Origin of the sequence: Pseudomonas sp. RSB 5.4, from assembly GCF_037126175.1 — a bacterium.
Lineage (GTDB): Bacteria > Pseudomonadota > Gammaproteobacteria > Pseudomonadales > Pseudomonadaceae > Aquipseudomonas > Aquipseudomonas fluorescens_H.
The window spans coordinates 4,609,762-4,636,575 of the sequence record NZ_CP146986.1; the positions used below are offsets into that span (position 1 = coordinate 4,609,762).

The 26,814-nt window shown below is 61.1% G+C and carries 26 protein-coding genes and 1 pseudogene; 17 read left to right on the forward strand and 10 right to left on the reverse strand.

Annotated elements, in window-relative coordinates; all coding sequences use genetic code 11:
* Positions 1-21 precede the first annotated feature (21 nt).
* Complete coding sequence (gene def / locus V9L13_RS20895; RefSeq protein WP_027610272.1) at positions 22-528, reverse strand: peptide deformylase; 507 nt, start codon at positions 526-528, stop codon at positions 22-24.
* Positions 529-687: 159 nt separating this feature from the next.
* On the opposite strand from def, the gene V9L13_RS20900 reads away from it, so the two are divergent.
* The 4 genes from V9L13_RS20900 to V9L13_RS20915 all read left to right on the forward strand — a co-directional run bounded on the left by V9L13_RS20900 (position 688) and on the right by V9L13_RS20915 (position 4,420).
* Positions 688-1,713, forward strand: a complete 1,026-nt coding sequence (locus V9L13_RS20900) for a LysM domain-containing protein (protein ID WP_338800423.1) — start codon at positions 688-690, stop codon at positions 1,711-1,713.
* Between the two features lie 82 nt (positions 1,714-1,795).
* Complete coding sequence (gene dprA, locus V9L13_RS20905) at positions 1,796-2,893, forward strand: DNA-processing protein DprA (protein ID WP_338800424.1); 1,098 nt, start codon at positions 1,796-1,798, stop codon at positions 2,891-2,893.
* 55 nt (positions 2,894-2,948) lie between these two features.
* Entirely contained in the window at positions 2,949-3,506 is a 558-nt protein-coding gene (locus V9L13_RS20910) for an L-threonylcarbamoyladenylate synthase (protein WP_003220243.1), read from the forward strand.
* A gap of 239 nt (positions 3,507-3,745) precedes the next feature.
* Entirely contained in the window at positions 3,746-4,420 is a 675-nt protein-coding gene (locus V9L13_RS20915; RefSeq protein ID WP_003220245.1) for a hypothetical protein, read from the forward strand.
* Between the two features lie 65 nt (positions 4,421-4,485).
* Here the strand turns inward: V9L13_RS20915 and V9L13_RS20920 are convergent, their stop codons facing one another.
* The gene (locus V9L13_RS20920; protein ID WP_262142534.1) at positions 4,486-5,463 is read right to left on the reverse strand and encodes an NADPH:quinone reductase; all 978 of its coding nucleotides are present in this window, start codon (positions 5,461-5,463) and stop codon (positions 4,486-4,488) included.
* A 164-nt stretch (positions 5,464-5,627) separates the two neighbouring features.
* Between V9L13_RS20920 and hemF the strand changes: the two genes are divergently transcribed.
* Both hemF and aroE read left to right on the forward strand, forming a co-directional pair.
* Positions 5,628-6,542, forward strand: a complete 915-nt coding sequence (hemF, locus tag V9L13_RS20925; protein ID WP_003220249.1) for an oxygen-dependent coproporphyrinogen oxidase — start codon at positions 5,628-5,630, stop codon at positions 6,540-6,542.
* A gap of 9 nt (positions 6,543-6,551) precedes the next feature.
* Entirely contained in the window at positions 6,552-7,373 is an 822-nt protein-coding gene (gene aroE, locus V9L13_RS20930) for a shikimate dehydrogenase (protein ID WP_003220251.1), read from the forward strand.
* 90 nt (positions 7,374-7,463) lie between these two features.
* Here aroE and V9L13_RS20935 read toward each other — a convergent pair whose 3' ends face one another.
* The 3 genes from V9L13_RS20935 to betC all read right to left on the reverse strand — a co-directional run bounded on the left by V9L13_RS20935 (position 7,464) and on the right by betC (position 11,694).
* Complete coding sequence (locus V9L13_RS20935) at positions 7,464-9,032, reverse strand: SulP family inorganic anion transporter (RefSeq protein ID WP_003220253.1); 1,569 nt, start codon at positions 9,030-9,032, stop codon at positions 7,464-7,466.
* A gap of 211 nt (positions 9,033-9,243) precedes the next feature.
* Positions 9,244-10,164 carry a choline ABC transporter substrate-binding protein gene (gene choX / locus V9L13_RS20940; protein WP_338800425.1) on the reverse strand — a complete coding sequence of 307 codons (921 nt, stop codon included), beginning with the start codon at positions 10,162-10,164 and terminating at the stop codon, positions 9,244-9,246.
* A 15-nt stretch (positions 10,165-10,179) separates the two neighbouring features.
* Positions 10,180-11,694: a choline-sulfatase gene (gene betC / locus V9L13_RS20945; protein ID WP_338800426.1), complete on the reverse strand. Its 1,515-nt coding sequence runs from the start codon at positions 11,692-11,694 to the stop codon at positions 10,180-10,182.
* 114 nt (positions 11,695-11,808) lie between these two features.
* Here betC and V9L13_RS20950 point away from each other — a divergent pair, with 114 nt between their 5' ends.
* Positions 11,809-12,759, forward strand: a complete 951-nt coding sequence (locus tag V9L13_RS20950) for a LysR family transcriptional regulator (protein WP_338800427.1) — start codon at positions 11,809-11,811, stop codon at positions 12,757-12,759.
* Positions 12,760-12,763: 4 nt separating this feature from the next.
* Here the strand turns inward: V9L13_RS20950 and V9L13_RS20955 are convergent, their stop codons facing one another.
* Positions 12,764-13,426: an NAD(P)H-binding protein gene (locus V9L13_RS20955; RefSeq protein WP_338800428.1), complete on the reverse strand. Its 663-nt coding sequence runs from the start codon at positions 13,424-13,426 to the stop codon at positions 12,764-12,766.
* 80 nt (positions 13,427-13,506) lie between these two features.
* Between V9L13_RS20955 and V9L13_RS20960 the strand changes: the two genes are divergently transcribed.
* Positions 13,507-13,833 (forward strand): DOPA 4,5-dioxygenase family protein, encoded by a 327-nt coding sequence (locus V9L13_RS20960; RefSeq protein WP_338800429.1) that lies wholly within the window; start codon positions 13,507-13,509, stop codon positions 13,831-13,833.
* Here the strand turns inward: V9L13_RS20960 and V9L13_RS20965 are convergent, their stop codons facing one another.
* Genes V9L13_RS20965 through V9L13_RS20975 form a run of 3 tightly spaced genes read right to left on the reverse strand, consistent with a single transcriptional unit; the run spans position 13,834 to position 15,767 of the window.
* Positions 13,834-14,235: a GFA family protein gene (locus V9L13_RS20965; protein WP_338800430.1), complete on the reverse strand. Its 402-nt coding sequence runs from the start codon at positions 14,233-14,235 to the stop codon at positions 13,834-13,836.
* A 15-nt stretch (positions 14,236-14,250) separates the two neighbouring features.
* Positions 14,251-14,757 carry a hypothetical protein gene (locus tag V9L13_RS20970; protein WP_103483982.1) on the reverse strand — a complete coding sequence of 169 codons (507 nt, stop codon included), beginning with the start codon at positions 14,755-14,757 and terminating at the stop codon, positions 14,251-14,253.
* Complete coding sequence (locus tag V9L13_RS20975; RefSeq protein WP_201136160.1) at positions 14,754-15,767, reverse strand: ATP-binding protein; 1,014 nt, start codon at positions 15,765-15,767, stop codon at positions 14,754-14,756. Before V9L13_RS20975 ends, V9L13_RS20970 begins: the two co-directional genes overlap by 4 nt.
* Before the next feature lie 416 nt (positions 15,768-16,183).
* On the opposite strand from V9L13_RS20975, the gene V9L13_RS20980 reads away from it, so the two are divergent.
* The 4 genes from V9L13_RS20980 to V9L13_RS20995 all read left to right on the forward strand — a co-directional run bounded on the left by V9L13_RS20980 (position 16,184) and on the right by V9L13_RS20995 (position 21,993).
* Positions 16,184-17,491 (forward strand): CitMHS family transporter, encoded by a 1,308-nt coding sequence (locus V9L13_RS20980; RefSeq protein ID WP_007954069.1) that lies wholly within the window; start codon positions 16,184-16,186, stop codon positions 17,489-17,491.
* 70 nt (positions 17,492-17,561) lie between these two features.
* A complete protein-coding gene (locus tag V9L13_RS20985; RefSeq protein ID WP_027610258.1) occupies positions 17,562-18,329 on the forward strand; it encodes a TerC family protein in 768 nt (255 codons plus the stop codon).
* Between the two features lie 440 nt (positions 18,330-18,769).
* Positions 18,770-20,428 carry a Na/Pi cotransporter family protein gene (locus V9L13_RS20990; protein WP_003220268.1) on the forward strand — a complete coding sequence of 553 codons (1,659 nt, stop codon included), beginning with the start codon at positions 18,770-18,772 and terminating at the stop codon, positions 20,426-20,428.
* A gap of 176 nt (positions 20,429-20,604) precedes the next feature.
* Complete coding sequence (locus tag V9L13_RS20995; protein ID WP_338800431.1) at positions 20,605-21,993, forward strand: insulinase family protein; 1,389 nt, start codon at positions 20,605-20,607, stop codon at positions 21,991-21,993.
* On the opposite strand, the pseudogene V9L13_RS21000 reads toward V9L13_RS20995, so the two are convergent.
* Positions 21,993-22,091: pseudogene (locus V9L13_RS21000) on the reverse strand (metal ABC transporter ATP-binding protein); the annotation flags it as partial. The gene V9L13_RS20995 and the pseudogene V9L13_RS21000 overlap by 1 nt on opposite strands.
* Before the next feature lie 93 nt (positions 22,092-22,184).
* Here V9L13_RS21000 and V9L13_RS21005 point away from each other — a divergent pair.
* The 5 genes from V9L13_RS21005 to V9L13_RS21025 are packed head-to-tail and all read left to right on the forward strand — an operon-like array spanning position 22,185 to position 26,780.
* Complete coding sequence (locus V9L13_RS21005) at positions 22,185-23,213, forward strand: DUF5924 family protein (protein WP_338800432.1); 1,029 nt, start codon at positions 22,185-22,187, stop codon at positions 23,211-23,213.
* Between the two features lie 55 nt (positions 23,214-23,268).
* A complete protein-coding gene (locus tag V9L13_RS21010) occupies positions 23,269-24,417 on the forward strand; it encodes an ABC transporter permease (protein WP_338800433.1) in 1,149 nt (382 codons plus the stop codon).
* Complete coding sequence (locus tag V9L13_RS21015; protein WP_338800434.1) at positions 24,414-25,217, forward strand: ABC transporter ATP-binding protein; 804 nt, start codon at positions 24,414-24,416, stop codon at positions 25,215-25,217. The genes V9L13_RS21010 and V9L13_RS21015 overlap by 4 nt, the downstream gene beginning before the upstream one ends.
* Position 25,218: 1 nt before the next feature.
* A complete protein-coding gene (locus V9L13_RS21020) occupies positions 25,219-26,157 on the forward strand; it encodes an MlaD family protein (protein ID WP_103483975.1) in 939 nt (312 codons plus the stop codon).
* Entirely contained in the window at positions 26,154-26,780 is a 627-nt protein-coding gene (locus tag V9L13_RS21025; protein ID WP_103519954.1) for an ABC-type transport auxiliary lipoprotein family protein, read from the forward strand. The genes V9L13_RS21020 and V9L13_RS21025 overlap by 4 nt, the downstream gene beginning before the upstream one ends.
* The last annotated feature ends 34 nt before the right edge of the window (positions 26,781-26,814 follow it).

The following is a 26,814-nucleotide window of genomic DNA, read 5'->3' on the forward strand; positions in this document are numbered from 1 at the left end:
GCAAGCCTTTGAAGGAGGGCATCAAGCGTTCTGGCGATGCAGCTTTTCCAGTTTCTTCTTGATCCGGTCGCGTTTGAGCGTGGACAGGTAATCGACGAACAACTTGCCGTTGAGGTGGTCGCATTCGTGCTGGATGCACACCGCGAGCAGGCCTTCGGCGATCAGTTCGTAAGGCTGGCCGTCGCGGTCCAGCGCCTTGATCTTGACCTTCTGCGGGCGGTCGACGTTTTCGTAGAAACCCGGCACCGAGAGGCAGCCTTCCTGGTACTGATCCATCTCGTCGGTCAGCGATTCGAACTCGGGGTTGATGAACACCCGGGGTTCGGTGCGGTCTTCGGAAAGGTCCATCACGACGATACGTTTGTGCACGTTGACCTGGGTCGCGGCGAGGCCGATGCCCGGCGCTTCATACATTGTTTCAAACATGTCATCGACCAACTGACGCACTTCGTCGTCCACTACAGCCACAGGCTTGGCGATAGTACGCAGACGCGGGTCCGGGAATTCGAGGATGTTTAAAATGGCCATAGGCTGATTGCTGCACGTATTGAGTAAAGTCGGGTCGATGGCCTGGCAGGTCCGAAGATGCAGGCTACCGTTGTGAAGCGTAGCTAATGCAATTTGCAGTAGCGAGCCACGGGGGCTCTGACGGTTCACGCGAACGCACATGATAAAGGGATTCGCTGCATGAGGAAAACACTACTCGCCCTGCTGCTTCTGGTCTCGGCCGGCGTGGCGCAAGGGCAAGTGCAACTCAGGGATGGTTTTCCACAGCAATACACGGTGGTTTCGGGAGACACACTCTGGGACATTTCCGGCAAATACCTGCGCGAGCCCTGGCAATGGCCACAGCTGTGGCGGGCCAACCCGCAAATTGAAAACCCCAACCTGATCTATCCCGGCGACACGCTGACGCTGAGTTATGTCGACGGCCAGCCTCGACTGACCGTCAATCGCGGCGAGTCGCGCGGCACCATCAAACTGTCGCCACGCATCCGCACCAGCCCGGTGGCCGAGGCGATCCCGAGCATTCCGCTGAAATCGATCAACGCCTTTCTGCTGAGCAACCGCATCGTCGACAAGGTCGAGGACTTCGACAAGGCACCCTATATCGTCGCCGGCGATGCCGAGCGGGTGCTTTCCGGCACCGGTGACCGGATTTATGCCCGTGGCCATTTCGACCCCAGTCAGCCGGTGTACGGCATCTTCCGCCAGGGCAAGGTCTACACCGACCCGCAGACCAAGGAGTTCCTCGGGATCAACGCCGACGATATCGGTGGCGGTGAAATCGTCGCCACCGAAGGCGACGTCGCCACCCTCGCCCTGCAACGCACCACCCAGGAAGTACGTCTGGGCGATCGTCTGTTCAGCGGCGAAGAGCGCTCGATCAATTCGACCTTCATGCCCAGCGCCCCGAGCACCAACATCAACGGCGTGATCATCGACGTGCCGCGCGGCGTCACGCAGATCGGCGTGATGGACGTGGTCACCCTGAACAAGGGCCAGCGCGACGGCCTGGTCGAAGGCAACGTTCTGGCAGTGATGAAAACCGGGGAAACCGTACGTGACCGGGTCACCGGCCAGCCGTTGAAAATCCCCGACGAACGCGCCGGTTTGCTGATGGTGTTCCGCACCTACGAAAAAATCAGTTATGGCCTGGTACTCAACGCATCGCGCTCGCTCGCGGTGCTCGACAAGGTACGAAATCCTTAGCTGGCTTCACAAGTTACCAACAGAGTTATCCACAGCTTGTTCCGAATGGTTCGGGACTTATAACGATCAAGGATGATCCACGATGCTGTCTGCCTGTACGCCGGTTTCCCCTGCGGAACTGGAAGCGCGTTTGCGCCTGCACCGCTTGCCGGAAATCGGTCCGAAACGTTTTGCCAAACTGCTTGAAGCCTTCGGCTCGGCGTCAAAAGCCCTGAGCGCGCCGGCCAGTGCCTGGCGTGCGCTGGGGTTGCCGGCGGCGCCGGCCGAGGCCCGGCGCAGCCCCGAAGTGCGCGACGGCGCGAGCCATGCATTGCGCTGGCTAGAGCGGCCCGGCCAGCACCTATTGCTGTTGGGCCAGGCGGACTATCCGGCGCTGCTGGCGCAGATCCCTGACCCACCACCGCTGTTGTTTGTTGCGGGCGACCCGCTGATTCTGGAAAAACCGCAACTGGCGATGGTCGGCAGTCGCAGTGCTTCACGCCCGGGAATGGACACCGCTGCAGCATTTTCCCGCAGCCTCGCCGGGGCCGGTTTTGTCATCACCAGTGGCTTGGCGCTGGGCATCGATGCAGCTGCCCATCAAGCGGCGCTGGACGTCGGCGGGCAAACCGTCGGCGTGCTCGGCACTGGCCTGGAAAAGTTTTATCCACAGCGCAATCGCCGACTGGCCGACGCGATGATTGCCTCGGGCAGCGCGGTGCTTTCGGAGTTTCCACTGGACGCTGGTCCGACGGCGAGCAACTTCCCCAGGCGCAACCGGATCATCAGCGGTTTGTCCCTCGGTGTGCTGGTGGTCGAAGCGAGTGTTGCCAGCGGTTCGCTGATCACTGCCAGGCTGGCGGCAGAGCAGGGCCGCGAGGTGTACGCGATTCCGGGCTCGATCCATCACCCTGGCGCACGCGGCTGTCACCAGTTGATCCGCGACGGTGCGGTGCTGGTCGAAACCATCGAACACATCCTCGAAGCCCTGCGCGGCTGGCAGCATGTGCCGTTATCCACAGAGACGCCGGATGCCGGGCACCCCTTGCTGCGCCTGCTGCACGCGGCGCCGCACACCAGCGAAGCCTTGGTCGACAGCAGCGGCTGGGCGTTGCCCAAAGTTCTCGCGGCACTCACCGAGCTGGAAATGGAAGGCCGGGCAGTGTGTGAAAACGGTCGCTGGCAGGCCAGGACACGCTAGGTTTTACAGGGAAGATCGGTAAACTGCGCAAAACCTGTTTGCGGAGAGTTTTTTCATGGTCAACAGTTGGCGTGTGCAGCAAGCCGCACGAGAGATTCGCGCCGGGGCGGTGATTGCCTATCCAACCGAAGCCGTCTGGGGGCTGGGTTGCGACCCGTGGAACGAAGAGGCAGTGGATCGTCTGCTGGCGATCAAGAACCGTTCGGTGGACAAGGGCCTGATCCTGGTCGCCGACAACATTCGCCAGTTCGACTTCCTGTTCGAAGACTTCCCGCAAGAGTGGCTCGACCGCATGGCCAGTACCTGGCCGGGGCCGAACACCTGGCTGGTGCCGCATCAAAACCTGCTGCCGGAGTGGGTGACGGGCGTGCATGACACGGTGGCGCTGCGGGTCAGCGATCATCCGCAGGTGCGGGATCTGTGCTCGATGGTCGGGCCGCTGATCTCCACCTCGGCGAACCCGCAAGGACGGCCGGCGGCGCGCACGCGGTTGCGCGTCGAGCAGTATTTCCGTGGGCAGATCGACCTGATCCTCGGCGGGCAACTGGGTGGGCGCAAGAACCCCAGCGTGATCCGTGATCTGGCGACCGGCAAGGTCATTCGTCCCGACTGATCCTGGCTCGAAAACCTTTACGTGAGTCCTCTTCGCCTTGATGGCGAGGAGGACTACGCGTACCTGCGATTTGTCCTGCAATGACGCCCGTTTCTGTGTCGGAAAAGTCGCCAAGTACCCGGATTCATTGAGTTTTCCCACCGGATTATCAGACTTTCTGGCGTGGCGGAATCGCCAAAAGCAACCATCCTTTCCCTGCACTCGAAATACTTCGATAAGTTAAGGTCTGCGGAGAAAGAATGGACACTACGAATTTGCAACTCACGGATTATCTGCAGGCGCTTCAGGTGACGTTAAAGAGTCACCATGAGGGTTGCCGTATCGTGATGCTTGAAGCGGGGGCGGATACTCAGGAGTTCGACCGGTTTGTCGATCGGCAATTTCGACTCCGGCTGCAGCATTACATGCTGACTTCACGGGCGCGGATGCTCGAAACCAGACTGGCGATAAAGTCGCGAAGTACCCACTTTCTGCTGTATCGGCACGATCAACTGTTGGCAGTATTGAGGGCGACTCCGGCGCCGTTCGAATGGGTATCGCTGGCGCAGCAACACGTTTCGCCCACGGTGGCGCTGTCGCGCCATGTCGAATTCAGCCGCTTGATCTCGTACACGCCCAATCAACTGCCCATTGCGATCAACGGTCTGTTGGCGGCCGCTACCGAGTGGGCGATAAAACGCGGCTATCAGGGGGTGACCGCGTTGTGCAGATCGCAACAACTGCGCTTTTATCAGCGTTTCGGCCTGATGCCGATCGCTTCCAATGCGCTGCACATCGACCAGCGCGCACGCGGCGATTATTGGGTGTTGTCAGCCGAGTGGCGGCAAATCCTCGCGGCGGTTCAACAGCCCGATCACGCGACGGTTGGCCACCTGGTGCAAAAACCGTTGGAGTGTCCTCTGCCGAGGTGCTGAACGCGTTCGAACTGTCTTGCCAGCCGTGGGTTCGCACCCCTGACTGGCAAGATGCCGAAGGTTGATCAGGGCAGCAGGATGGTCGAGCCGGTGGTGCGCCGCGCCGACAGTTCGGTCTGCGCCTTTGCCGCGTCAGCCAGTGGATAACGCTGGCTGATGTCCACCTTGATCTTGCCGCTGATGATCATCTCGAACAGCTCGTCGGCCATGCGCTGCAGGTTCTCGGCGTTGTTGGCGTAGGTCGCCAGGGTCGGGCGGGTCACGTACAGCGAGCCCTTGGCCGAAAGAATCCCCAGGTTCACCCCGTCCACCGCACCGGAGGCATTGCCGAAACTCACCACCAGCCCGCGCGGCGAGACGCTGTCGAGCGAGGTCAGCCAAGTGTCCTTGCCGACGCCGTCGTACACCACCGGGACTTTCTTGCCGTCGGTCAGCTCCAGCACCCGCTGTGCCACGTTTTCGTGGCTGTAATCGATGGTTGCCCAGGCGCCGTTGGCTTTGGCCAGTTCGGCTTTTTCCCTGGAGCTGACGGTGCCGATCAGTTTCACGCCCAGTGCCTTGGCCCATTGGCAGGCCAGCGAACCGACACCCCCCGCAGCGGCGTGGAACAGAATGGTTTCGCCACCCTTGAGTTCATAGGTCTGGCGCAGCAGGTACTGCACGGTCAGGCCCTTGAGCATGACCCCGGCGGCGGTTTCGAAGCTGATCTCGTCCGGCAGTTTCACCAGGTTGGCCTCGGGCAGCACGTGCAACTCGCTGTAGGCACCCAATGGGCCGCTGCCATACGCCACGCGATCACCGACCTTGAACCGGGTGACTTCACTGCCCACGGCATCGACGATACCCGCGCCTTCAGCGCCCAGACCCGATGGCAGCGCCGGTGGCGCATAGAGACCGCTGCGGAAATAGGTGTCGATGAAGTTCAGGCCAATGGCTTTGTTGGCCACTCGCACCTGTTGCGGGCCGGGGGCGGCGGGCTGGTAATCGACATACTCGAGTACTTCGGGTCCGCCGTGGGCGCGGAACTGGATACGCTTTGCCATCTGCCTACTCCTTGGGTCGTTTTGCGAGGCCCCTATCCAACTCCCATGCTTGATCTTCGTCAACTGCGGCGCTCGGGTCTGCGGTGTTATGCTACGCGCCCATTTGCGCCGCCCCCTGCCTGCGGGGCGCCCGCGTAGTGATGCCCCTGATTCAAGGTGAAGCCATGACGACCCGCACCGACGCCGTAAAGGCCTATCTGCTCGACCTGCAAGACCGCATCTGCGCCGCGCTGGAAACCGAAGACGGCGGCACGCGCTTCGTCGAAGACGCCTGGACCCGGCCTGCCGGCGGTGGCGGTCGTACTCGCGTGATCGAGAACGGTACGGTGATCGAAAAGGGCGGCGTCAACTTTTCCCACGTGTTCGGTAGCGGCCTGCCACCGTCGGCCAGCGCCCACCGTCCGGAACTGGCCGGTCGCGGTTTCGAAGCCCTCGGCGTGTCGCTGGTGATCCATCCGCACAACCCGCATGTGCCGACGTCCCACGCCAACGTGCGCTTTTTCATCGCCGAGAAGGAAGGCGAAGAGCCGGTCTGGTGGTTCGGCGGCGGCTTCGACCTGACGCCGTATTACGGCAACGAAGAAGACTGCATCCACTGGCACCGCGTCGCCGAACAGGCCTGCGCGCCGTTCGGTGCGGACGTCTACCCGCGCTACAAGGCGTGGTGCGACACCTATTTCCACATCAAGCATCGCCACGAACCGCGCGGCATCGGCGGCTTGTTTTTCGATGACCTGAACGAGTGGGACTTCGACACCAGTTTCGCCTTCATGCGCGCCATCGGTGACGCTTACATCGATGCGTACCTGCCCATCGTGCAACGCCGCAAGAACGATGCGTTCACCGCGAAACAGCGTGAATTCCAGGAATTCCGCCGTGGCCGCTACGTCGAGTTCAACCTGGTCTACGACCGTGGCACGCTGTTCGGCCTGCAATCGGGCGGGCGTACCGAGTCGATCCTCATGTCGCTGCCGCCGCAAGTGCGCTGGGCCTATGACTTCAAGGCCGAGCCCGGCAGTGAAGAAGCGCGCCTGACCGACTACTTCCTGCAAGACCGCGACTGGCTGGCCGAAGCCTGAGGACTGCTGATGGATCGTTACGTCGTTTTCGGTAACCCGATCGGCCACAGCAAGTCGCCGATGATTCACAAACTGTTCGCCGAGCAGACCGGCCAGCGCCTCGACTACAGCACCTTGCTGGCGCCACTCGACGACTTTACTGGCTGCGCCGTGGCGTTTTTCCAGGATGGTCGTGGCGCCAACGTCACTGTGCCGTTCAAGGAAGAAGCCTTTCGCCTGGCGAACAGCCTGACCGCCCGTGCGCAACGCGCTGGTGCGGTGAACACCCTGAGCAAACTGGCCGACGGCTCGTTGCTCGGTGACAACACCGACGGTGCCGGACTGGTGCGCGACCTGACGGTGAATGCCGGGTTCAGCCTGACCGGCAAGCGCATCCTGCTGCTCGGCGCTGGCGGCGCGGTGCGTGGCGCGCTGGAGCCGTTGCTGGCCGAGAAGCCGGCATCGGTGATCATCGCCAATCGCACGGTGGACAAGGCCGAGCTGCTGGCGGAGTTGTTCGGTGATCTGGGGCCGGTGTCGGCCAGTGGTTTCGACTGGTTGCAGGAGCCGGTGGACGTGATCATCAACGCCACCTCCGCCAGTCTGACCGGCGATGTACCGCCGATTGCGCCGAGCCTGATCGAACCGGGCCAGACCCTGTGCTACGACATGATGTATGGCAAGGAACCGACCGCGTTCTGCCGCTGGGCCAGCGAGCATGGCGCGGCGGTGTCGATGGATGGTCTGGGGATGCTGGCTGAACAGGCTGCCGAGGCATTTTTCCTGTGGCGCGGGGTACGTCCGGATACGGCGCCGGTGCTCGCCGAACTACGCCGCCAGTTGGCCCTTTAAAAGCTTCGCGAGCAAGCCCGCTCCCACATTGGAATGCGATCAAATGTGGGAGCGGGCTTGCTCGCGAATGGCCGCACCGCCGATTCTGGATCAATCCTCAAACCGGATCGGGCATTTCTCCGGCCCTTCCAGCTTTCTCAACTCCTCCACCACCTGCGGCCGCGCCCGGCGCAGAGTCAGGCTGCGATCCTGCCGCAGCAGGCGCCGCGCCTCCTGATGCAGCATCTCCACCCCCGAATAATCGATGAAGTTGATCTGCTGCGCCTCGATCACCACCCGCGTGCCGTGCAGCCGTTGCAGGCGCACTTGCAGGTAATGGCTGGCGCCGAAGAAAATCGAGCCGCCAACCCGCAGCACATCCTCCTCTCCCTCGCGCCAATGCTGTACCCGCGGTTGCGAGGTGCGCTTGAGGTAGAAGAACAGCGACGCCAGCACCCCGGCGTAGATTGCCGTCTGCAATTCCAGCAATAGCGTGGCGAGGCAGGTCAGGGCCATGACCACGAACTCGGCGCGGCTGACCCGCAGCAGCGAACGAATCCCGCGATGATCCACCAGCCCCCAGGCGATCAGCAGAATGCTTCCGGCCATCGCCGGAATGGGAATGTGTGAAATCAGCCCGGCGCCGAAAATCGCGAACAGCGCGACCCAGATCGCCGAAAACACCCCGGCCAGCGGCGAACAGGCACCGGCCTCGTAACTCAGACCTGAGCGGGTGAACGAGCCGGCGGACAACGAGCCGGAAAAGAACGCCCCGACGATGTTCGATAGACCCTGCGCACGGACTTCCTGATTGGCATCGAGCAACTGCTGGGAGCGCGCGGCAATCGAACGGGCAATCGACAGACTCGTCACCAGCCCGAGCATGCCCACCGCCACGGCGCTCGGCAGCAAGCGCAGCACCAGATCCAGATCCAGCGGCAACGCGCTGAACGGCGGCAAGCGCCCGACAAAGGCACTGACCCGATGCACGTGGCCGAACATCGTCGGCCACAGCCACACCAGCAGGCTGCCGAGCACCAGGGTGATCAACAGTGTCGGCCAGCGCGGCAGCAATTGCCTGAGCACGAAACCGACCACCACCGTGGCCACGCCCAATACCAATGAAGGTTTATCCACAGCCTGCAGGTGCTGCAGCAGATCCATCAGGCTGTCCAGGGCCGTGGCTTTGGCCGGCAGATCCAGCCCCAGCAGGTTCGGCAACTGGCCGATGGCAATCACCACCGCCGCGCCGAGGGTGAAGCCGAGCACCACCGAATGCGAGACGAAATTCACCAGCGCGCCGAAGCGCAGCAGGCCGAGCAGCCACTGAAAAATCCCCGCCAGAAAGCTCAACAGCAGAATCAGGGTGATGTAGTCCTGCGACGCGGGCACGGCCAAGGGACTGACGCTGGCATACAGCACAATCGAAATCGCTGCAGTCGGGCCGCAGATCAGATGCCACGAGGAACCCCAAAGGCAGGCGATCAGTACCGGAATGATTGCGGCGTAGAGGCCGTATTCCGGCGGCAGGCCGGCGATCAGCGCGTAGGCGATCGACTGCGGCAGCGCGAGAATGGCACCGCTCAGGCCAACGACCAGATCCCGGCCGACGCTGGCGCGGGTTTGCCGGGGCAGCCAGGTCAGGAAGGGGAAAAGTGAATGGCGACTGGGCAGGGCCATGGGTCCTCGCGGGGTGTGGGTTTATGCAAGGTTATCAGGACGCGCCAATCACTGTGGTGAGGGGATTTATCCCCGATGGGCTGCGAAGCGGCCCCAAAACCGACGGTCTCGGTGAGTCAGGTATACCGAGTGCATAGACTTTGCGACTGCTGCGCAGCCGATCGGGGATAAATCCCCTCGCCACGGGTAAGTTGTCGTCAAGTAGAAAGCGTTAGAGCTTGGCCTTCACCGCAGGCAACGCATCCTTGCCATCCACGGTCTTCACCCCCTCCAGCCACTTGTCCAGAACCGCCGGATTGGCTTTGATCCATGCCTTCACCGCATCGGCATTGCTGACTTTCTTGTTCACCACCTCAGCCATGATGCTGTTCTCCATGTCCTGGGTGAACGCCAGGTTGGTCAGCAACTTGCCCACATTCGGACAGGCCTCGGCATAACCCTTGCGCGTGAGGGTATAGACGCTGCCGGTGTCGCCGAAGTATTTCTCGCCGCCCTTGAGGTAATGCATCTTCAGCTGCACGTTCATCGGGTGCGGTGTCCAGCCGAGGAAGGTGACGAATTTCTGTTTCTTCACCGCCCGCGAGACTTCGGCGAGCATCGCCTGTTCGCTGGATTCGATCAGCTTCCACTGGCCGAGGTCGAAATCGTTCTTCTTGATGATTTCCTGCAGCGAAATGTTCGCGGGCGCCCCGGAACCGATGCCGTAGATCTTCTTGTCGAACTTGTCGGCGTATTTGTTCAGGTCGGCAAAGTCATGCACACCGGCGTCCCACACGTAATCCGGGACGGCGAGGGTGAACTCGGTGCCGTCGAGGTTCTTCGCCAGTTGCGTGACGTCACCGGTGGCGACGAACTTGTCGTAGAAGCCCTGCTGCGCCGGCATCCAGTTGCCGAGAAATACATCCACCTGACCGTCCTTCAAGCCGCCGAAGGTGATCGGCACCGCGAGTGTGTCGACCTTGGCCTTGTAGCCCATACCGTCCAGCAGAAACCCGGCGATGGCGTTGGTCGCGGCGATGTCGCTCCAGCCCGGGTCGGCCATTTTCACCGTTTCGCAGCTTTGCTCGGCGAATGCCGAGGCGCTGCCCAGAGCCAGCAGGCCAATCGTCAGTGCTGTGGATAACTTGCGCATGAACTTCCCCTTACATTATTGATTTTGGCAGGGTTGTGGATAACGGGCCTTGCGCTCCAGATCGTCGAGGTCGATGTGGTTGCGCATGTACTGCTGACTGGCGTCCACCAGCGGCTGGTGATCCCAGCTCTTCAGCTTGCCGATGGTCAGGGCGTCGGCGACAAAACGTCGGCGACGCTGGCTGGCGAGCACCTCGCGGTGAACCGCCGGGATGTCCCACTTGGCCCGCGCTTCGGCGAGAAATTCGTCGAACAGCTGGCGATGTTGCGGCGACTGGCTGAGTTCTTCGAGTTCACGCGGATCGTTGTGCACATCGAAGAGTAGGCACGGGTCGCTTTCACTGTAGATAAATTTGTAGGCGCCGCGACGGATCATCATCAGCGGGCTGACCGTGCCCTCCGCCATGTACTCGCCGAATACTTCGTCATGCCCGCCCTGCCCTTGCAGGTGCGTCAGCAGCGAGCGGCCGTCCAGCGGCAAGTTCGGCTCCATGCTGCCACCGGCCAGTTCGACGAAGGTCGGCAACAGGTCAGCGGTGGACACCGCGGCGCTGACCCGGCCGGCAGCGAACTGCCCCGGAGCGCTGATCAACAGCGGCACCCGCGCGGCCATCTCGAACCAGTGCATTTTGTACCAGAGGCCTTTCTCGCCGAGCATGTCACCGTGGTCGCCGGAGAAGACGATGATGGTGTCATCGATCAGCCCGGTATCTTCGAGGGTTTGCAGGAGTTTGCCGACGTTGGCGTCGATATAGCTGCACGCGCCGAAATAGGCACGGCGCGCGTCGCGAATTTTATCCACAGGCAGCGGTTTGTCCCAAAGATCGTAGACCTTGAGCAGGCGCTGCGAGTGTGGATCGAGGGAATGTTGATCCGGGGTGGTCGGCATCGGGATGTCACCGTCGTCGTACAAATCCCAGAACGCCTTGGGAATCGTGTACGGGTCATGTGGGTGAGTCATCGACACGGTCAGGCAGAACGGCTGATCGCCGTCCTCGCGAATGTGATCGAACAGGTATTGCTGGGCCTTGAACACTACCTCTTCATCGAAGTCGAGCTGGTTGGTGCGCACGCACGGCCCGGCCTGCAGCACCGACGACATGTTGTGATACCAGCTCGGGCGCACGTCCGGCTCGTCCCAGTTCACCGCCCAGCCGTAATCGGCCGGGTAGATGTCGCTGGTCAGGCGCTCTTCGTAGCCGTGCAATTGATCCGGGCCGCAGAAATGCATCTTGCCCGACAGCGCGGTGCGGTAGCCGAGGCGGCGCAGGTAATGGGCGTAGGTCGGAACGTCGGCGGGGAAATCGGCGGCGTTGTCGTAGGCGCCGATCTTGCTCGGCAGCTGCCCGCTGACCAGGGTGAAGCGCGACGGCGCGCACAGCGGACTGTTGCAATAAGCGGCGTCGAACACCACGCCCTGAGCGGCGAGGCGCGAAAGATTCGGCAGTTTGATCGGCGACGGGCCGTAGATCGGCAACATTGGCGCGGCCATTTGATCGGCCATGATGAAAAGAATGTTCTTGCGCTTCATGTGATCGCGGCATTCCATAGTGAATATTTATGCGACATTGCTGCGATCGAGCATGGAGTCCATGCCCTGTCCGGTAAAGCCCGCGCCGGACAATGACTAGGATAAGCACAGCTTATGTATGAAGCCCTCGGCAATCTGTCCCTCGACCTGTTGCGCGCCTTCGAGGCGGCGGCCCGTCACCGCAGCTTTACCGCGGCGGCGGTGGAGCTGGGCACCACGCAGCCAGCGATCAGCCAGCAGATCAAGCGTCTGGAAGAACAGCTGGGCGCACGACTGTTTGACCGTATCTACCGCGGGATCGAACTGACCGAGGGCGGGACGATCCTGTTCGAGCAGGTTCAGCTCGGTTTGCAGAACATCGACGCAGGATTGAGTGCGATCAGCGCGCAACAACAACATGAGGTGTTGCAGGTCGCCACCGATTTCGCCTTCGCCGCGTACTGGCTGATGCCGCGCCTGCATCGCTTCCACGAAGCCAATCCGAATGTCGACGTCAGCCTGGTCACCAGCGAGCGCAACCACAACATGCTACGCACCGACATCGATGTCGCGATCTTGTTTGGCGACGGGCGTTTCAAGCAGGGCGAAAGCCATTGGCTGTTCAGCGAAGAAGTGTTTCCCGTATGCAGTCCGCAATTGCTCAAGGACCGGCCCCTGCCCTTGCCTGCCCAGGCATTGCTGGAATTGCCTCTGCTGCACCTGCGCGGGGAGAACAGCAGCAACTGGTTTGACTGGAGCGGGCTGTTTCGCGAACTGGGCATCAGCACGCCACCCGCGCCGGGCCAATTGCGTTTCGACAATTACACGCTGTTGATTCAAGCGGCGATTGGCGGTCAGGGCGTGGCCATCGGCTGGCGCCACCTTGTGGATAACTTGCTGAGCCAAGGCTTGCTCTGTCGGCCAATCGCCGAGACCACGTTGTCGCGTCTGGGGTATTACGTGGTGCTGCCGCAACGCAAACGCCGGGGCGCGTTGATTCAGCAGTTTGTCGATTGGTTGATGGCGGAACAGGCTAGCAGCGCCGAATCTCTCGCCGGGGTGGCGCTGCCGTCAATTGCGATTTAAAGGCTCAGCCAGTTGCGGCGACAAAATTCACATGCTGCCCCACATGCAGGTTCAATCGCAGCTCATCGGCAATCCCCACCGCGACCCGGTTCAGCCGTTCCAGCGGCTCCGCCAGTCCCGGCTCCAGATTGCCGCCCACCTGACTGAAATGCTCAATGGTCAGCCCCGCCACCCCGTGGGGCGCATTCACCAGTGTCCACTGCAGCGGGCTGCTTTGCAGGGCTTCGCGGATTTCTTCGGCGGCGTGGCGTTGCAGTGCGTCGTCCAGTTCCGGCTCGTCGAGCACGGCAAAATTCCCCACCAGAAACAACCTGGAAACGTTGGCCGCTTGCAGGCCGTCGACCAACGCATCGACCGCCAGCACCTGTTCCACTGGGCCGAGCACCACGGACCTTTCCACATGTTCGCTGCTGAACGGCAAACCGGGAGCATCCAGCAGACAGATCACCGCCGAACTGCCCGCTACGCTTTGCTTGACCCGCTCGGCATCGAACAGATCGCCGCTTTTGGTGCGCAGGCCGGGACGTGGCGCGAGTACGTTCAAATCGTCGAGAATCGCGATGACTTCGTGCTGCCGTCGCAGCAATTCAGCCATCAACGCACCGCCGAGGCTGGCCATGGCACCATAGAGCACCACTTTCACCGTCGGGGTTTCGGCATTTTTCATGGCTGAGCTCCTGTTCCTGTCATATGGCGTGTGACCTACAGGAAACGGCGAGGGTTCGAATTCGATTCAGAGGCTTTCAAATGCACACGATCAAGGGCTACCACGCCCATATTTATTACGACGCCAGCACGATTGCTCAGGCCCGGGCCTTGTGCGAACAGGCCGCGCAGTTGTTTCCAGTGCAGATGGGCCGGATGCACGAACGTCCGGTCGGCCCACACCCGGACTGGAGCTGCCAGTTGGCTTTCGGCCCGCAGTTGATCGGCGATCTGTTGCCGTGGCTGGCGCTCAATCGCAAGGGGCTGGTGGTGTTCCTCCACCCGGACACCGGCGATAACTTGCTCGATCACACCGAGCATGCGATCTGGATGGGGGCGATGCGTCCGCTGGATCTGTCTATTTTCTGATCAAAGCGTTTCTTCAGGCTCGCCCGGCAGATGCTCGTCCAGATGCAGCCAGGGCAATTGGCTGTCCGTCCAGATGTGCCGCTCGGCCGGCGCCCGCTCCGGGTGATCCAGCGTGGCGATGGTCACATCGATGCTCTCGGGACTGAGCAATGTCACCAGCGCCAGCTGCGCGCCACAGTGCGGACAGAAATACCGCGCGCAACTGCCCGACGAGTCATAGCGCGAAGGCGTCCCGACCAGCCACTGGAAGTTGGCCGCTGGCAGCGTGATCCATGTGGTGACGATCCCGCCGCTGACCTTGCGGCAGATCGAGCAGTGGCAGTGGGCGATGTCCTGCAATGGCCCGCTGAACCGATAGCGGATATGTCCGCAATGGCAGCCACCGCTGTGCGATAAAGTCATCGCCTGCCCTCTTAGTTAACTTATCAGATTCCTGGCCCGTGCCATTTCGTCATTAATGACGACGACTGAGCCCGGTTTTAGCCCGAGAGTCTTCGCTAAAGAGCTCATTGCCTTATTCAGCGCGTCACGTAGTCCGATCATCCATTCCTTTGGAAATTGGTTTATGACCAGAATGCATTTTATGGCGCAGTTTGAGAGATCAAGATTCAAGAAACCTGCTGGAAGGTGTTCATCACTGTGAGGGTGCCGCCTAAGGCAGGCCGCAAGCGTCAATTGCACTGAGTTGGTGAATTTTTGCCTGATCTCTTCTACGAATACTTCGGTCTGCCGAGGAGCACTTGATTTTGCCTCTACAAACCAGACTTCCTGAGGTTTGTCCTGAAGATCGCGAAGTAGAACAAACTCAGTGACCTTGATGCCGTTTCCTATTTTTTTGGACAGTGGACTGTTTTCGATCGGAAAAAGCTGATCCTCTGAAAACGGCCCGAAAATCATCCCTGATTCTTCGATTGAAATAGTCATCCCAGAGCCAGCTCCACTTCCTCTTCATAAAGACGAATGGACTCATCGACGATGGGGTTGTCCGGCATACCTTTGAGAAGATCATCACCGAGCCATTCGCCGTCAATTGACGAGAGAACAGGGATAGACATGTTCTGTTTTTGCGCCGCGAGATACAGCGCTTTAATGACGAAATACGAGTGGCTGGCAATGAAAAACTGAATCCCGCTTGCGGCCAGAGACACAATGATATCGACGAGCCTGGTGATGGCTACCGGATGCAAGGCCGACTCGGGTTCGTCGATGAATACCATGGAATCTTTGGTCAGGAATCGATTGCCCAGCAAGGTGTCGAGAATGGCAATTTTCTTGATGCCCTCAGCAGTAGAGCCAATCTGGAACTTCTGATTGCCTTTTTTGAATTGCCAGCGATTTGTACTGCTGTCGAATTCCACCTTGCCGCCGAACATCTCCTCCAGATTCTCCCTGGCCTTTGCGAAATGAGCGTGATTTTTTCCTTTCGTCGGTAGGAGGCGGAGTGCTTTCGCCAGATCGTAATAGGTGTCGTCGAAACCGAAGTCTTTATCGATGTCACGGCTTTTCAGAATAATGTGTTGCAGGGAAAGTACTTCCTTGGGAGGAAGAAATATTGAGTTGCTGCCTCGTGGAGGGACGTGATTTTCTAACGTGGCAATGTTCTTTGTCGTGTCTTTGCCGAATCCGTACCGAAACGCTCGAGAGTCAACGTTGACCTTGCACATCAACGGACCGTCTGCACTTTTTGTTACCAGGTCGCCAATCTTGTCTGCCTGAAACGTCCAGTAAAGTTTGTCTGCCAGTATCTCCGCGGCGGAACGTTGTTCATTTCCACGCTGGTACTCTTCGAGCGTGCGCATCGTGCAGTAAAGCGCTTTGAGCAAAAACGTCTTGCCGCTGCTGTTTGCTCCGATAATCAGATTCAAGTTTGAGAGCTTGCCCCAGCGGATTTTTTGTAGCGGGCCGAAATTATCTAATTCAACGCTATTAAGCATTGGTTGGAGCTCCTCTCAAACATTGCAGTGGCGCAAGCCTAGCATTGCGTTTCCCTTCCATACAGCGGGTGAAGACGCTCCCTCAGAAACTACAGAAAGGTCTTACGACGTTCATCGTTGTATCTGCTTCCAGTTGCATGAAAGTGGCCGCGCCTCTCGTCAGACCTTTCATCCGCGAAAGGTAGCTGAAAGGTTGCCCGATTAGGATCGCCGCCACTACCGGCAACAGACCGGTTGGCCAGCGCGTGTGATCGCTCGCACGTCAGGCCCAATTAACAACAACAATGGTGATTCTGATGTCCTCTGTAGCCCGCCTTCTCGCTGAAACTCCGCCCGTACGTCTCGTGCTTCCCGCTCTGCGCTGATCCCTTCCGATCCGCTCACTCAATTAGCCGCGCTACGCCTGGAGTATTCCCATGCTGACTTTCCTTGGCTTTGCCATGGTCATCACGTTCATGTTCCTGATCATGACCAAGCGCCTGTCTGCGCTGATCGCCCTGATCATCATCCCGATCCTGTTCGCCCTGTTCGGTGGTTTCGCGCCGAAGATCGGCCCGATGATGCTCGAAGGTATTACCAAGCTTGCGCCGACCGGCGTGATGCTGATGTTCGCCATTCTGTACTTCGCCCTGATGATCGACTCCGGCCTGTTCGACCCGGCCGTGCGCAAGATCCTCAAACTGGTCAAGGGCGACCCGTTGAAAGTTTCGGTCGGTACCGCCGTGCTGGCGCTCGTCGTTTCCCTCGATGGTGACGGCGCGACCACTTACATGATCTGCGTGGCCGCCATGCTGCCGCTGTACAGCCGCATCGGCATGAGCCCGCGGATCATGGCCGGTCTGATCATCCTCGCCGGTGGCGTGATGAACATGACCCCGTGGGGCGGCCCGACCGCCCGTGCCGCCAGTGCGCTGCATGTGGACCCGTCGGACATCTTCGTGCCGATGATCCCGGCCATGGCCGCCGGTGTGGTGGCGATCCTGATCATTGCCTACTTCTACGGCAAACGTGAGCGTGCACGTCTGGGCGAGCTGCACCTGATCGGCGACGAAATCGATCACAGTGAAATCAGCGTCTCGCAATTCCCCGATGCCCGCCGTCCGAAGCTGATCTGGTTCAACGGCCTGCTGACCCTGGCGCTGATGTGCACCCTGATCGCCGGCCTGCTGCCGCTGCCGGTGCTGTTCATGGTGGCGTTCAGCATCGCGATGATCGTCAACTACCCGTGCCTGCAAATGCAGAAGGACCGCGTTGCGGCCCACGCCGGCAGCGTGCTGTCGGTGGTCAGTCTGATTTTCGCTGCGGGTATCTTCACCGGTATCCTGTCCGGAACCGGCATGGTCGACGCCATGTCGAAAAGTCTGCTGGCAGTGATTCCGGACTTCCTCGGCCCGTACCTGGCGGTGATCACGGCGCTGGTGAGCATGCCGTTCACATTCTTCATGTCGAACGACGCGTTCTACTACGGCGTATTGCCGGTGCTCTCCGAAGCGGCCAGCCATTACGGCATCACCGCAGTGGAAATGGCCCGTGCCTCGATCGTCGGTCAGCCCGTCCACTTGCTCAGCCCGCTGGTACCGTCGACCTACCTGCTGGTGGCGCTGGCCGGTATCGAGTTCGGTGATCACCAACGTTTCACCCTGAAGTGGGCAGTGCTGGTCTGCCTGTGCATACTGGTGGCCGCCTTGCTGCTGGGGACTTTCCCGCTGTTCAGCACGTTGTAACGGCATTCACTCACCATGACGCCAGCTGCTTGCTGGCGTCATGGTTTAACACTCGCTCAAAGGAATACACATGGATTGGCTGACCAACCCCGAAATCTGGGTTGCCTTCTTTACCCTGACCGCCCTGGAAATCGTTCTGGGCATCGATAACATCATCATGATTTCGATCCTGGTCAGCCGCATGCCCAAGCACATGCAGCAGCGCACGCGCATCTTCGGCCTGGGCCTGGCGATGATCACGCGGATCCTGTTGCTGCTGTCGATCACCTGGGTCATGCGCCTCACCGCCGACCTGTTCGTGGTGTTTGGCCAAGGCATTTCCGGGCGTGACCTGATCCTGTTCTTCGGTGGCCTGTTCCTGCTGTGGAAGAGCTCGCAAGAGATGTACCACGCGCTGGAAGGCGAAGACGAAAGCGGCGACGAGCCTTCGGGCAAGGGCGGCAACTTCCTCTACACGATCATCCAGATCGCGATCATCGACATCGTGTTCTCGCTGGACTCGGTGATCACCGCTGTCGGCATGGTTTCCCATGTGCCGGTGATGGTCGCGGCAATCGTCGTCGCCGTGCTGGTGATGATGGCGGCCTCGGGCAAGATCAGCGAGTTCATCGACAAGCATCCGTCGCTGAAGATGCTGGCGCTGTCGTTCCTGCTGGTGGTCGGTACCGTGCTGATCGCCGAATCGTTCGACGTGCACGTACCGAAAGGCTACGTCTACTTCGCCATGGCGTTCTCGCTGGCGGTGGAAGCGATCAACATCAAACTGCGCGGCGCGATGGCCAGGAAGAAACAGCAGCAAGATCCGGTGAAACTGCGCAAGGACGTTCCGGGGCAGTAATCCGGAAGTCCTGAATCACGCAACACCCCTGTGGGGCGAGCCTGCTCGCGAAGACGGAGTGTCAGTCGACAACAATGTTGGCTGATCCACCGCTTTCGCGAGCAGGCTCGCTCCCACAATTGTTTGGGGTACTGAAGAATCCGGGGCAGCCGTAATACCTGTAGGAGTGAGCCTGCTCGCGATCGCCGGTCGTTCAGTAAACAACGATGTTGAAGTTGATGGCCCTATCGCGAGCAGGCTCACTCCTACAGGGGACCGCGTTGATTTCAGATGAGGTGAATAAACCCGTTTTCATGACACTTTTGTTTCAATCCGCACTTTAGCTGTGCAATGCTGGCGCCCAGTCCGTTAGCCAACTACAGCTTAAGTATCAAAAACGTAGAAACCGCGCGGTACCGTCAACTTGCCCCTCTGGGGCGCTGCCATTACAGGGGGTCTGCATGCTCACCCTGCTCAATTTGCTGTCTGCCGTGGCCCTGCTGATCTGGGGCACGCATATCGTCCGAACCGGCATCCTGCGGGTGTACGGCACCAATCTGCGCCATGTGATCGGCCAGAACATGTCCAAACGCTGGCTCGCGTTCGTCGCCGGCATCGTCGTGACCGCGATGGTGCAGAGCAGCAATGCCACCGCCATGCTCGTGACCTCCTTCGTCGGCCAGGGCCTGATGGCGCTGACCCCGGCGCTGGCGACCATGCTCGGCGCCGACGTCGGTACCGCGCTGATGGCGCGGGTGCTGACGTTCGATCTGTCGTGGCTGTCGCCGCTGCTGATTTTCCTCGGGGTGATTTTCTTTCTGTCGCGCAAACAGACGCGGCTCGGGCAGATGGGTCGCGTGGCGATTGGCCTGGGGCTGATCATTCTCGCGCTGCAATTGATCGTCGAGGCCGCTGCGCCGATTACCCACGCCCAAGGGGTGAAGGTGATTTTTGCCTCGCTGACCGGCGACATTCTGCTCGACGCACTGGTCGGCGCGTTGTTCGCGATGATTTCCTATTCCAGCCTCGCCGCCGTGCTGCTGACCGCAACGCTGGCTGGCGCCAGCGTGATCAGCCTGCCGGTGGCGATCGGTCTGGTGATCGGCGCCAACATCGGCAGCGGCGTGCTGGCGTTCATGAGCACCAGCATGCAGAACTCGGCGGGCCGGCAAGTGGCGCTGGGCAGTCTGTTGTACAAGCTGATCGGCCTGCTGCTGATCATCCCGGTGCTCGATCCGCTGGTGCACTGGATGGACGGCCTGGATTTCAGCCCGCAGGAAATGGTCATCGGCTTCCACCTGCTCTACAACACCGCGCGCTGCCTGATCCTGCTGCCCAGCGTCTCGCCGATGGCACGCCTGTGTGCCTGGCTGCTGCCGGAGCGTGCGGAGGTCAACGGCACCGCCAAGCCGCGTCATCTCGATGCAACGGCGCTGGTCACCCCGAGCCTGGCGCTGGCCAATGCCGCCCGCGAGACCCTGCGCATGGGCGACCTGATCGACAACATGCTCGACGCGATGCTCGATGTGCTGCGCGGCAAGCAGACCGCCATCACCCAGGAAATGCGCCGTCTGACCGATGACGTCGAAGCGCTGTACAGCGCGATCAAGCTGTATCTGGCGCAAATGCCCCGCGAGGATCTCGGCGAGCAGGACAGTCGGCGTTGGGCGGAGACCATCGAGCTGGCGATCAATCTGAAACTGGCCAGCGACCTGATCGAACGCATGCTGCGCAAGGTGCAGCAGCAGAAGACTTCGCAGCGTCGCTCGTTCTCCGAGGACGGTCTGGAAGAGCTGGCCGGGTTGCATCAGCAACTGATCGCCAACCTGCGCCTGGGCCTGTCGGTGTTCCTCAGCGGCGACAAGGAAAGTGCTCGGCAACTGCTACGCGAGAAACGTCGTTTCCGCGCACAGGAACGGCGTCTGGCCCATGCGCATGTCAGCCGTTTGCAACGCAAGATCGTGCAGAGTCTGGAAACCAGTTCGCTGCATCTGGAGTTGATTGCCGATATGAAACGCTTGAATTCGCTGTTTTGCAGCAGTGCTTATGTGGTGCTGGAAACCTCGGACACCGGGGCGCTGGAGTCGGACGATATGGTAGACATTACGCATTCGCCTTGAACGTCTGGGGCTGGGGTCAGTCAGTAACTCAGAGTTCAGCCTCAGGGCCCCATCGCTGGCAAGCCAGCTCCCACAGGGTTTTGTGAATGCCGCCAATCCTTGTGGGAGCTGGCTTGCCAGCGATGAGGGCCTGACTGACGACACGGATCTCCAAATCAGCCGTATGGAAGCCTGTTATGCGTTGCCTGTTGTTCGCCTGTCTGTTGCTCGGTTCCCTGCCCGCCTTCGCTGTTGATCGATTTCAGGTCGAAGGCTATGCGCTGCCCAACGGTTTGCAGTTGCTGCTCAAGCCCGGCACCGAGCGCGGGCATGTGGCGATTCGTCTGGTGGTGGGCGTCGGCCTCGACGATTTCGATTGCGATGAGAAAGAGCTGCCGCACTTGCTCGAGCATTTGCTGTTCAGCGGCGTCGACGCCACTGGTGAAGGTGGCCTCGAGGAGCGCATGCAGGCGTTGGGTGGCGAGTGGAACGCGTTCACCAGCAACGCCGACACCACGTTCGTCATCGAAGCCCCGGCAAAGAATCAGCGCAAGGTGCTCGACCTGCTGCTCGACCTTTTGACCCAGACCCGCATCGACGACAACGCGATCAACGCTGCCAAACGTGTGGTCGAGCGTGAGGACGGCGGTCACTACACGCGCCTGCAGCGCTTCCTCGACCGCCAGGATCTGGGCCACACCGCGAGCAATCAACTGGCAGTGGAACTGGGCCTGAAGTGCCCGCAACGGGCCGAGGTCGGTCACCTGACCCAGAAGCAACTGGAGACGGTGCGCAAGACCTGGTACGCGCCGAACAACATGACCCTGATCGTCGTCGGCGAGCTCGACAAACTGCTGCCAGCCTATCTGGAACGCACCTGGGGCGCGCTCGAAGCGGTGGACCCGGCGGAGCACCGTGAGCTGCCGGACATCCGCACCAGCGCCGCCCATGAACGCACCCTCACCCGCGGCTTCATCGGCGACAGCGCCAAGTTGCACTGGCTGGTGCCGGAGCCGATGCTCGACGATCAATACGACGAGACCTTCGACATCCTCAAGGACTACCTCGACTGGGCGCTGTACCGGCAGATCCGCCTGAACCATGGGTTGTCCTACGGGCCGTGGGCCGAGCGTGAAGTGTTTGGCGGAGTGGGTTTCATGAGCCTCAACGCTGACGTGGATCGCGATGACCTCGCCGAAGCCAAACAGGTGCTGGAAGACCTTAAAGCCGATTTGCTGAAAAACGGCCTCGACCCCGACACCTTCGCCCGGATCAAACAGGCCGCCATCGCCCATCAGGCCTGGGCCGTGCAAGGCAACAGCGCGATGGCTGACTATTACTGGAGCGCGCTGGGCGACTACGAAGACGGCCGCTTCGCCAACCCCGCCCGCGAGCTGCAAGGCGTGACGCTGGAAACGGCGAACAAGGCCATGCGCGAGTTGCTGTTGCAACCGGGGTATCTGCGGATCGAGAAACCGTTGCTCAGTGATGATGAGGTGTTGTGGCTGATTGCCGGTGGTCTGGGCGTGGTGCTGCTGGTGCTGATTGGCTGGCGCTTGCATCGCCGTAAGCCAGCCGAACACTGAACCTGTGGGAGCGGGCTTGCTCGCGAATGCGGTGTGTCATGCAACACATGCACTGACTGATACGACGCCTTCGCGAGCAAGCCCGCTCCCACAGGGATCTGTGGTGATTTTACTGACCGGGAGCCTCGCCACGTCGCCCGGCGGACGGTACTCTGTCGAGGTTTTTTCCTATTCAGTCGTGAACCGCCCACATGCCGAAAATCCCCCTCCTGATCCAGCGTATTCTCGAGCTGATGAAGCGCTATCCCGGGGTGATTGCGCTTGGCGGTTTCATCTCCGGGGTCGGCAGTTTCATTCTGGTCGACCGCCAGCAGGGGCTGGCGAGCTGGATCACCATCATCATGCTGCTCAGCTGGATCTGGCTGATGCTGGAAAACACCCTGACCGGCCTGTTCACGCGCATCTTCAAGCGGGAAATCCCCCAGCCGCTGCTGCGTTACGCGACGCAGATGATCCACCAGGAAAGCCTGTTTTTCGTCCTGCCGTTCTTCTTCATCACCACCACCTGGAACAGCGGCCAACTGATCTTCACCGGCCTGCTGTGCATCGCCGCGCTGATCTCGATTGTCGATCCGCTCTATTACAAATGGCTGGCGCCACGGCGCTGGGCTTTTCTCGCGTTGCACACCCTGACCCTGTTCGCCGCCCTGCTCACCGCGCTGCCGGTGATCATGCACCTGACCACCGCGCAGAGTTTCAAGTGGGCGCTGGGCACGGCGGTGGTGTTGTCGTTCCCGAGTCTGGCGTCGATCTTCCCGATCCGCACGGTGCGCAACGCGCTGGCGATTCTGTGCATCACCTTCGGCATCGGCGCGGTCGGATGGACGCTGCGCTCGTGGGTGCCGCCGGCAACGCTGTGGATGACCGACGTGGCGATCAGCACCCAACTGCAGGATCGCACCCCGGGCGACAGCCTCGACCAGGTCAGTGCCGAGCAGATCCGCAACGGCGGTCTCTACGCCTACACCGCGATCAATGCGCCGCGCGGGCTGGATGAGCGGATCTACCATGTGTGGCAGTTCAACGGTCAGGAAGTCGACCGCATCGCCCTCGACATCCACGGCGGGCGCAAGGAAGGCTACCGGGCGTGGACGCACAAGCAGAACTTCCCCGGCAACCCGGCGGGCAAGTGGCAGGTGCGGGTGCTGACCGAGGACGGTCAGGTGATCGGCGTGCTGCGTTTCGAAGTGACCGACAGCACAGCGATCAAAGAAAAGTAATCCGGTTCGTGCTATTACGTATGCCAGCGTATTTAGCCGAACAAGCACGGAGCTTATGATCAGCAGCTCAATGAGCGGTAATGCCCAGCTGGACACCTCGATCAGCCCTGCCCGCCTGCGGGTGTCCGGGGACTGGACGCTTGCCCATTACGCCGACCTCAAGCACCTGACCGAAAAACTCCACGGCCAGTACGACGCCAATACCGTGGTCGACCTCAACAGCCTCGGCGCCCTCGACACCGCTGGCGCATCCCTGCTGGTAGAACTGCTCGGTTCCGAACGCCTCGGCAGATCCGCCGAACACCCTGACTGCACGATTTCCCAGGCTGACCGCGCACTGCTGCAAACGGTGTATCGCTCGCTGACCGATTTCTGCGTGCCGATCAAGGAGCCGGAAGTCAGCGTCAGCGTGCAACTGCTCACCCGCATCGGGCGCGCGGTGGAAACCGTCTGGCAGGACACCCTGCAAGTGCTGGGCTTCATCGGCCTGATCCTCGAAACCATCGCCCGCAATCTGCTGCGCCCCAAGCGTTGGCGCATCACCCCCGTCGTCGCCCACATCGAACAGACCGGTCTCGACGCCGCGCCGATCGTGGCGCTGCTGACCTTTCTGGTCGGTGCGGTGGTGGCGTTTCTCGGCGCCACGGTGCTCGCCAGTTTCGGCGCGACGATATTCACCGTGGATCTGGTGGGCTTCTCCTTCCTGCGCGAGTTCGGTGTGCTGCTCACGGCGATCCTGATGGCCGGCCGCACCGCCAGTGCGTTCACCGCGCAGATCGGTTCGATGAAGGCCAATGAAGAGATCGACGCGATCCGCACCCTCGGCCTCGATCCGATGGAGCTGCTGGTGGTGCCGCGGGTATTGGCGATGCTGGTGGCGCTGCCGATGTTGACGTTTCTGGCGATGCTCTGCGGGATCATCGGCGGTGGCGTGGTGTGCGCGGTGTCGCTGGGAATTTCGCCGGCGATGTTCCTCTCGCTGCTGCAAAGCGACATCGGTATTCAGCACTTTCTGGTCGGCCTGGTGAAGGCGCCGATCTTTGCCTTCCTGATCGCCACGATCGGTTGCCTGGAAGGCTTCAAGGTCAGCGGCAGCGCCGAATCGGTCGGCGCGCACACCACGTCTGCCGTGGTGCAGTCGATTTTCGTGGTGATCGTGCTCGATGCGGTGGCTGCGCTGTTCTTCATGGAGATGGGCTGGTGAGTCGTCTACCCCGCGCGCCCTCGGAGGCGGTGATCGAAGTCCGTGGCCTGTGCAATCGCTTTGGCAGCCAGAGCGTGCACGAGAACCTCGATCTGGATTTGTACAAAGGCGAAATCCTCGCCGTGGTTGGCGGTTCCGGCAGCGGCAAATCGGTGCTGCTGCGCAGCATTGTCGGTTTGCGCCGGCCCAGCGAAGGCAACGTGAAAGTGTTCGGCCAGAACCTGCCGAGCCTGTCCGAGCATGAGCGTTCGCTGGTTGAGCGGCGCTTCGGCGTGCTGTTCCAGAAAGGCGCGCTGTTCTCCTCGCTGACCGTCACCGAAAACGTCGCCCTGCCCCTGATCGAACACGCCGGCCTGAGCCGCAACGACGCCGAGCATCTGGCGGCGGTGAAGCTGGCGCTGGCCGGGTTGCCGCTGTCGGCGGCGGACAAATATCCGGCCTCGCTGTCCGGCGGGATGATCAAGCGCGCTGCACTGGCCCGAGCGCTGGCACTGGATCCGGACATCCTGTTTCTCGACGAACCCACCGCCGGCCTCGACCCGATTGGCGCGGCAGCGTTCGATCAACTGATCCTGACCCTGCGTGATGCGCTGGGTCTGAGCGTGTTTCTGGTGACCCACGACCTCGACACGCTCTACACCATCACCGACCGCGTGGCAGTGCTGGCGCAGAAGAAAGTGCTGGTGGCCGGCCCGATCGATGTGGTCTCGGAAACCAACGACGCGTGGATTCACGAATACTTCCACGGCCCGCGTGGCCGCTCGGCGCTGGCCGCCGCCAAATTGCTCAACGAGGTCTGACATGGAAACCCGAGCCCATCATGTGTTGATCGGCCTGTTCTCAGTGATTGTCGTGGCAGGCGCCCTGCTCTTCGGCCTGTGGCTGGCCAAGTCCAGCGTCGACAGCGAGTTCAAGGATTATGAAGTGGTCTTCAACGAGGCGGTCAGCGGCCTGTCCAAGGGCAGCCCCGTGCAGTACAGCGGGATCAAGGTCGGTGACGTGGTCAGCCTGCGTCTCGACCCGAAAGACCCCCGCCGGGTGCTGGCGCGGATTCGTCTGGGAGGTGATACCCCGGTCAAGGAAGACACCCAGGCCAAACTGGCGCTGGCCGGGATCACCGGCACTTCGATCATCCAGCTCAGCGGCGGCACCCCGGAGAGCCCGAAACTGCGCGGGCATGACGGCGAATTGCCGACCATCGTCGCGGCGCCCTCGCCCATTTCCCGGCTGCTCAACGACAGCAACGACCTGATGACCGGCATCACCGCGCTGCTGAACAATGCCAACCAGATGTTTTCCCCGGAGAACGTCGAGCGCGTCAGCAACACCCTGGCGCACCTGGAGCAAACCACCGGTTCGATCAACGATCAGCGCGGCGACCTGCGTCAGGCCATGCAGCAACTGGCGAGCGTCGGCAAGCAGGCCGGCAGCATGCTCGAGCAAACCTCGGCGTTGATGCGCAACGCCAATGGTCTGCTCAACGATCAGGGCAAGCAGGCGCTGGGCAGTGCCGAGCAGGCGATGAAGTCGCTGGAACAGAGCAGCGCCACCATCAACGGCTTGCTCAGCAAGAACCAGAACTCGCTCGACAACGGCCTGCAGGGCCTCAATGGCCTGGCCCCGGCGATCCGCGAACTGCGCGAAACCCTGACTTCGCTGCGCGGCATTTCCCAACGCCTTGAGGCCAACCCCAGCGGCTACCTGCTGGGCAGTGACAAGAACAAGGAATTCACCCCATGAAGCTGACTCACTTCGCTCTCCTCGCCAGTTTCTCGCTGCTCTCGGCGTGCTCGATCCTGCCCAAGGCCGAGCCTTCGGACGTCTATCGCCTGCCCGCCGCGCAAGCGCCCGCCTCGGCCAGCTCAGCGGCGACCCAGCACTGGTCGCTGCGTCTGAACAAGTTGCAGGCCAGCGAAGCGCTGAACCGGCCAAACATCGCGGTGATTCCACAGGGTGACGTGATCAGCAGCTACAAGGCTTCGCGCTGGAGCGATCCGGCGCCGGTGCTGGTGCGTAATCGGCTGCTGGATGGCTTTGCCCGGGATGGTCGGGTGACGCTGCTCAGTACCGATGACAGCAACTTCGCGGCGGATCTGGAACTGGGTGGCAGCTTGCAGGCGTTTCAGACCGAGTATCAGGGCAATCAGGCCAGCGTCGTGGTGCGCGTCGATGCGTTGCTGGTGCGCGGCTATGACCAGAAGATCCTCGCCAGCCGCCGCTTCGAAGAGCGTCAGCCTCTGAATGATGTGCAGGTGCCAGCGGTGGTGGCTGGGTTTGGGCAGGCCAGTGATCGGTTGACGGCCAAGGTCGTCGCCTGGGCTGTTCAGCAAGGCCAGCAATTCACCCAACAACCCAGACCTTAAACCTTGTGCATAACCCCTGTGGGAGCGGGCTTGC

Bases quoted from the DNA above. Each gene is read 5' to 3' on its own strand.
- def (WP_027610272.1), bottom strand. From the start codon at position 528: ATGGCCATTTTAAACATCCTCGAATTCCCGGACCCGCGTCTGCGTACT.
- V9L13_RS20900 (WP_338800423.1), top strand. From the start codon at position 688: ATGAGGAAAACACTACTCGCCCTGCTGCTTCTGGTCTCGGCCGGCGTG.
- dprA (WP_338800424.1), top strand. From the start codon at position 1,796: ATGCTGTCTGCCTGTACGCCGGTTTCCCCTGCGGAACTGGAAGCGCGT.
- V9L13_RS20910 (WP_003220243.1), top strand. From the start codon at position 2,949: ATGGTCAACAGTTGGCGTGTGCAGCAAGCCGCACGAGAGATTCGCGCC.
- V9L13_RS20915 (WP_003220245.1), top strand. From the start codon at position 3,746: ATGGACACTACGAATTTGCAACTCACGGATTATCTGCAGGCGCTTCAG.
- V9L13_RS20920 (WP_262142534.1), bottom strand. From the start codon at position 5,463: ATGGCAAAGCGTATCCAGTTCCGCGCCCACGGCGGACCCGAAGTACTC.
- hemF (WP_003220249.1), top strand. From the start codon at position 5,628: ATGACGACCCGCACCGACGCCGTAAAGGCCTATCTGCTCGACCTGCAA.
- aroE (WP_003220251.1), top strand. From the start codon at position 6,552: ATGGATCGTTACGTCGTTTTCGGTAACCCGATCGGCCACAGCAAGTCG.
- V9L13_RS20935 (WP_003220253.1), bottom strand. From the start codon at position 9,032: ATGGCCCTGCCCAGTCGCCATTCACTTTTCCCCTTCCTGACCTGGCTG.
- choX (WP_338800425.1), bottom strand. From the start codon at position 10,164: ATGCGCAAGTTATCCACAGCACTGACGATTGGCCTGCTGGCTCTGGGC.
- betC (WP_338800426.1), bottom strand. From the start codon at position 11,694: ATGAAGCGCAAGAACATTCTTTTCATCATGGCCGATCAAATGGCCGCG.
- V9L13_RS20950 (WP_338800427.1), top strand. From the start codon at position 11,809: ATGTATGAAGCCCTCGGCAATCTGTCCCTCGACCTGTTGCGCGCCTTC.
- V9L13_RS20955 (WP_338800428.1), bottom strand. From the start codon at position 13,426: ATGAAAAATGCCGAAACCCCGACGGTGAAAGTGGTGCTCTATGGTGCC.
- V9L13_RS20960 (WP_338800429.1), top strand. From the start codon at position 13,507: ATGCACACGATCAAGGGCTACCACGCCCATATTTATTACGACGCCAGC.
- V9L13_RS20965 (WP_338800430.1), bottom strand. From the start codon at position 14,235: ATGACTTTATCGCACAGCGGTGGCTGCCATTGCGGACATATCCGCTAT.
- V9L13_RS20970 (WP_103483982.1), bottom strand. From the start codon at position 14,757: ATGACTATTTCAATCGAAGAATCAGGGATGATTTTCGGGCCGTTTTCA.
- V9L13_RS20975 (WP_201136160.1), bottom strand. From the start codon at position 15,767: ATGCTTAATAGCGTTGAATTAGATAATTTCGGCCCGCTACAAAAAATC.
- V9L13_RS20980 (WP_007954069.1), top strand. From the start codon at position 16,184: ATGCTGACTTTCCTTGGCTTTGCCATGGTCATCACGTTCATGTTCCTG.
- V9L13_RS20985 (WP_027610258.1), top strand. From the start codon at position 17,562: ATGGATTGGCTGACCAACCCCGAAATCTGGGTTGCCTTCTTTACCCTG.
- V9L13_RS20990 (WP_003220268.1), top strand. From the start codon at position 18,770: ATGCTCACCCTGCTCAATTTGCTGTCTGCCGTGGCCCTGCTGATCTGG.
- V9L13_RS20995 (WP_338800431.1), top strand. From the start codon at position 20,605: ATGCGTTGCCTGTTGTTCGCCTGTCTGTTGCTCGGTTCCCTGCCCGCC.
- V9L13_RS21005 (WP_338800432.1), top strand. From the start codon at position 22,185: ATGCCGAAAATCCCCCTCCTGATCCAGCGTATTCTCGAGCTGATGAAG.
- V9L13_RS21010 (WP_338800433.1), top strand. From the start codon at position 23,269: ATGATCAGCAGCTCAATGAGCGGTAATGCCCAGCTGGACACCTCGATC.
- V9L13_RS21020 (WP_103483975.1), top strand. From the start codon at position 25,219: ATGGAAACCCGAGCCCATCATGTGTTGATCGGCCTGTTCTCAGTGATT.
- V9L13_RS21025 (WP_103519954.1), top strand. From the start codon at position 26,154: ATGAAGCTGACTCACTTCGCTCTCCTCGCCAGTTTCTCGCTGCTCTCG.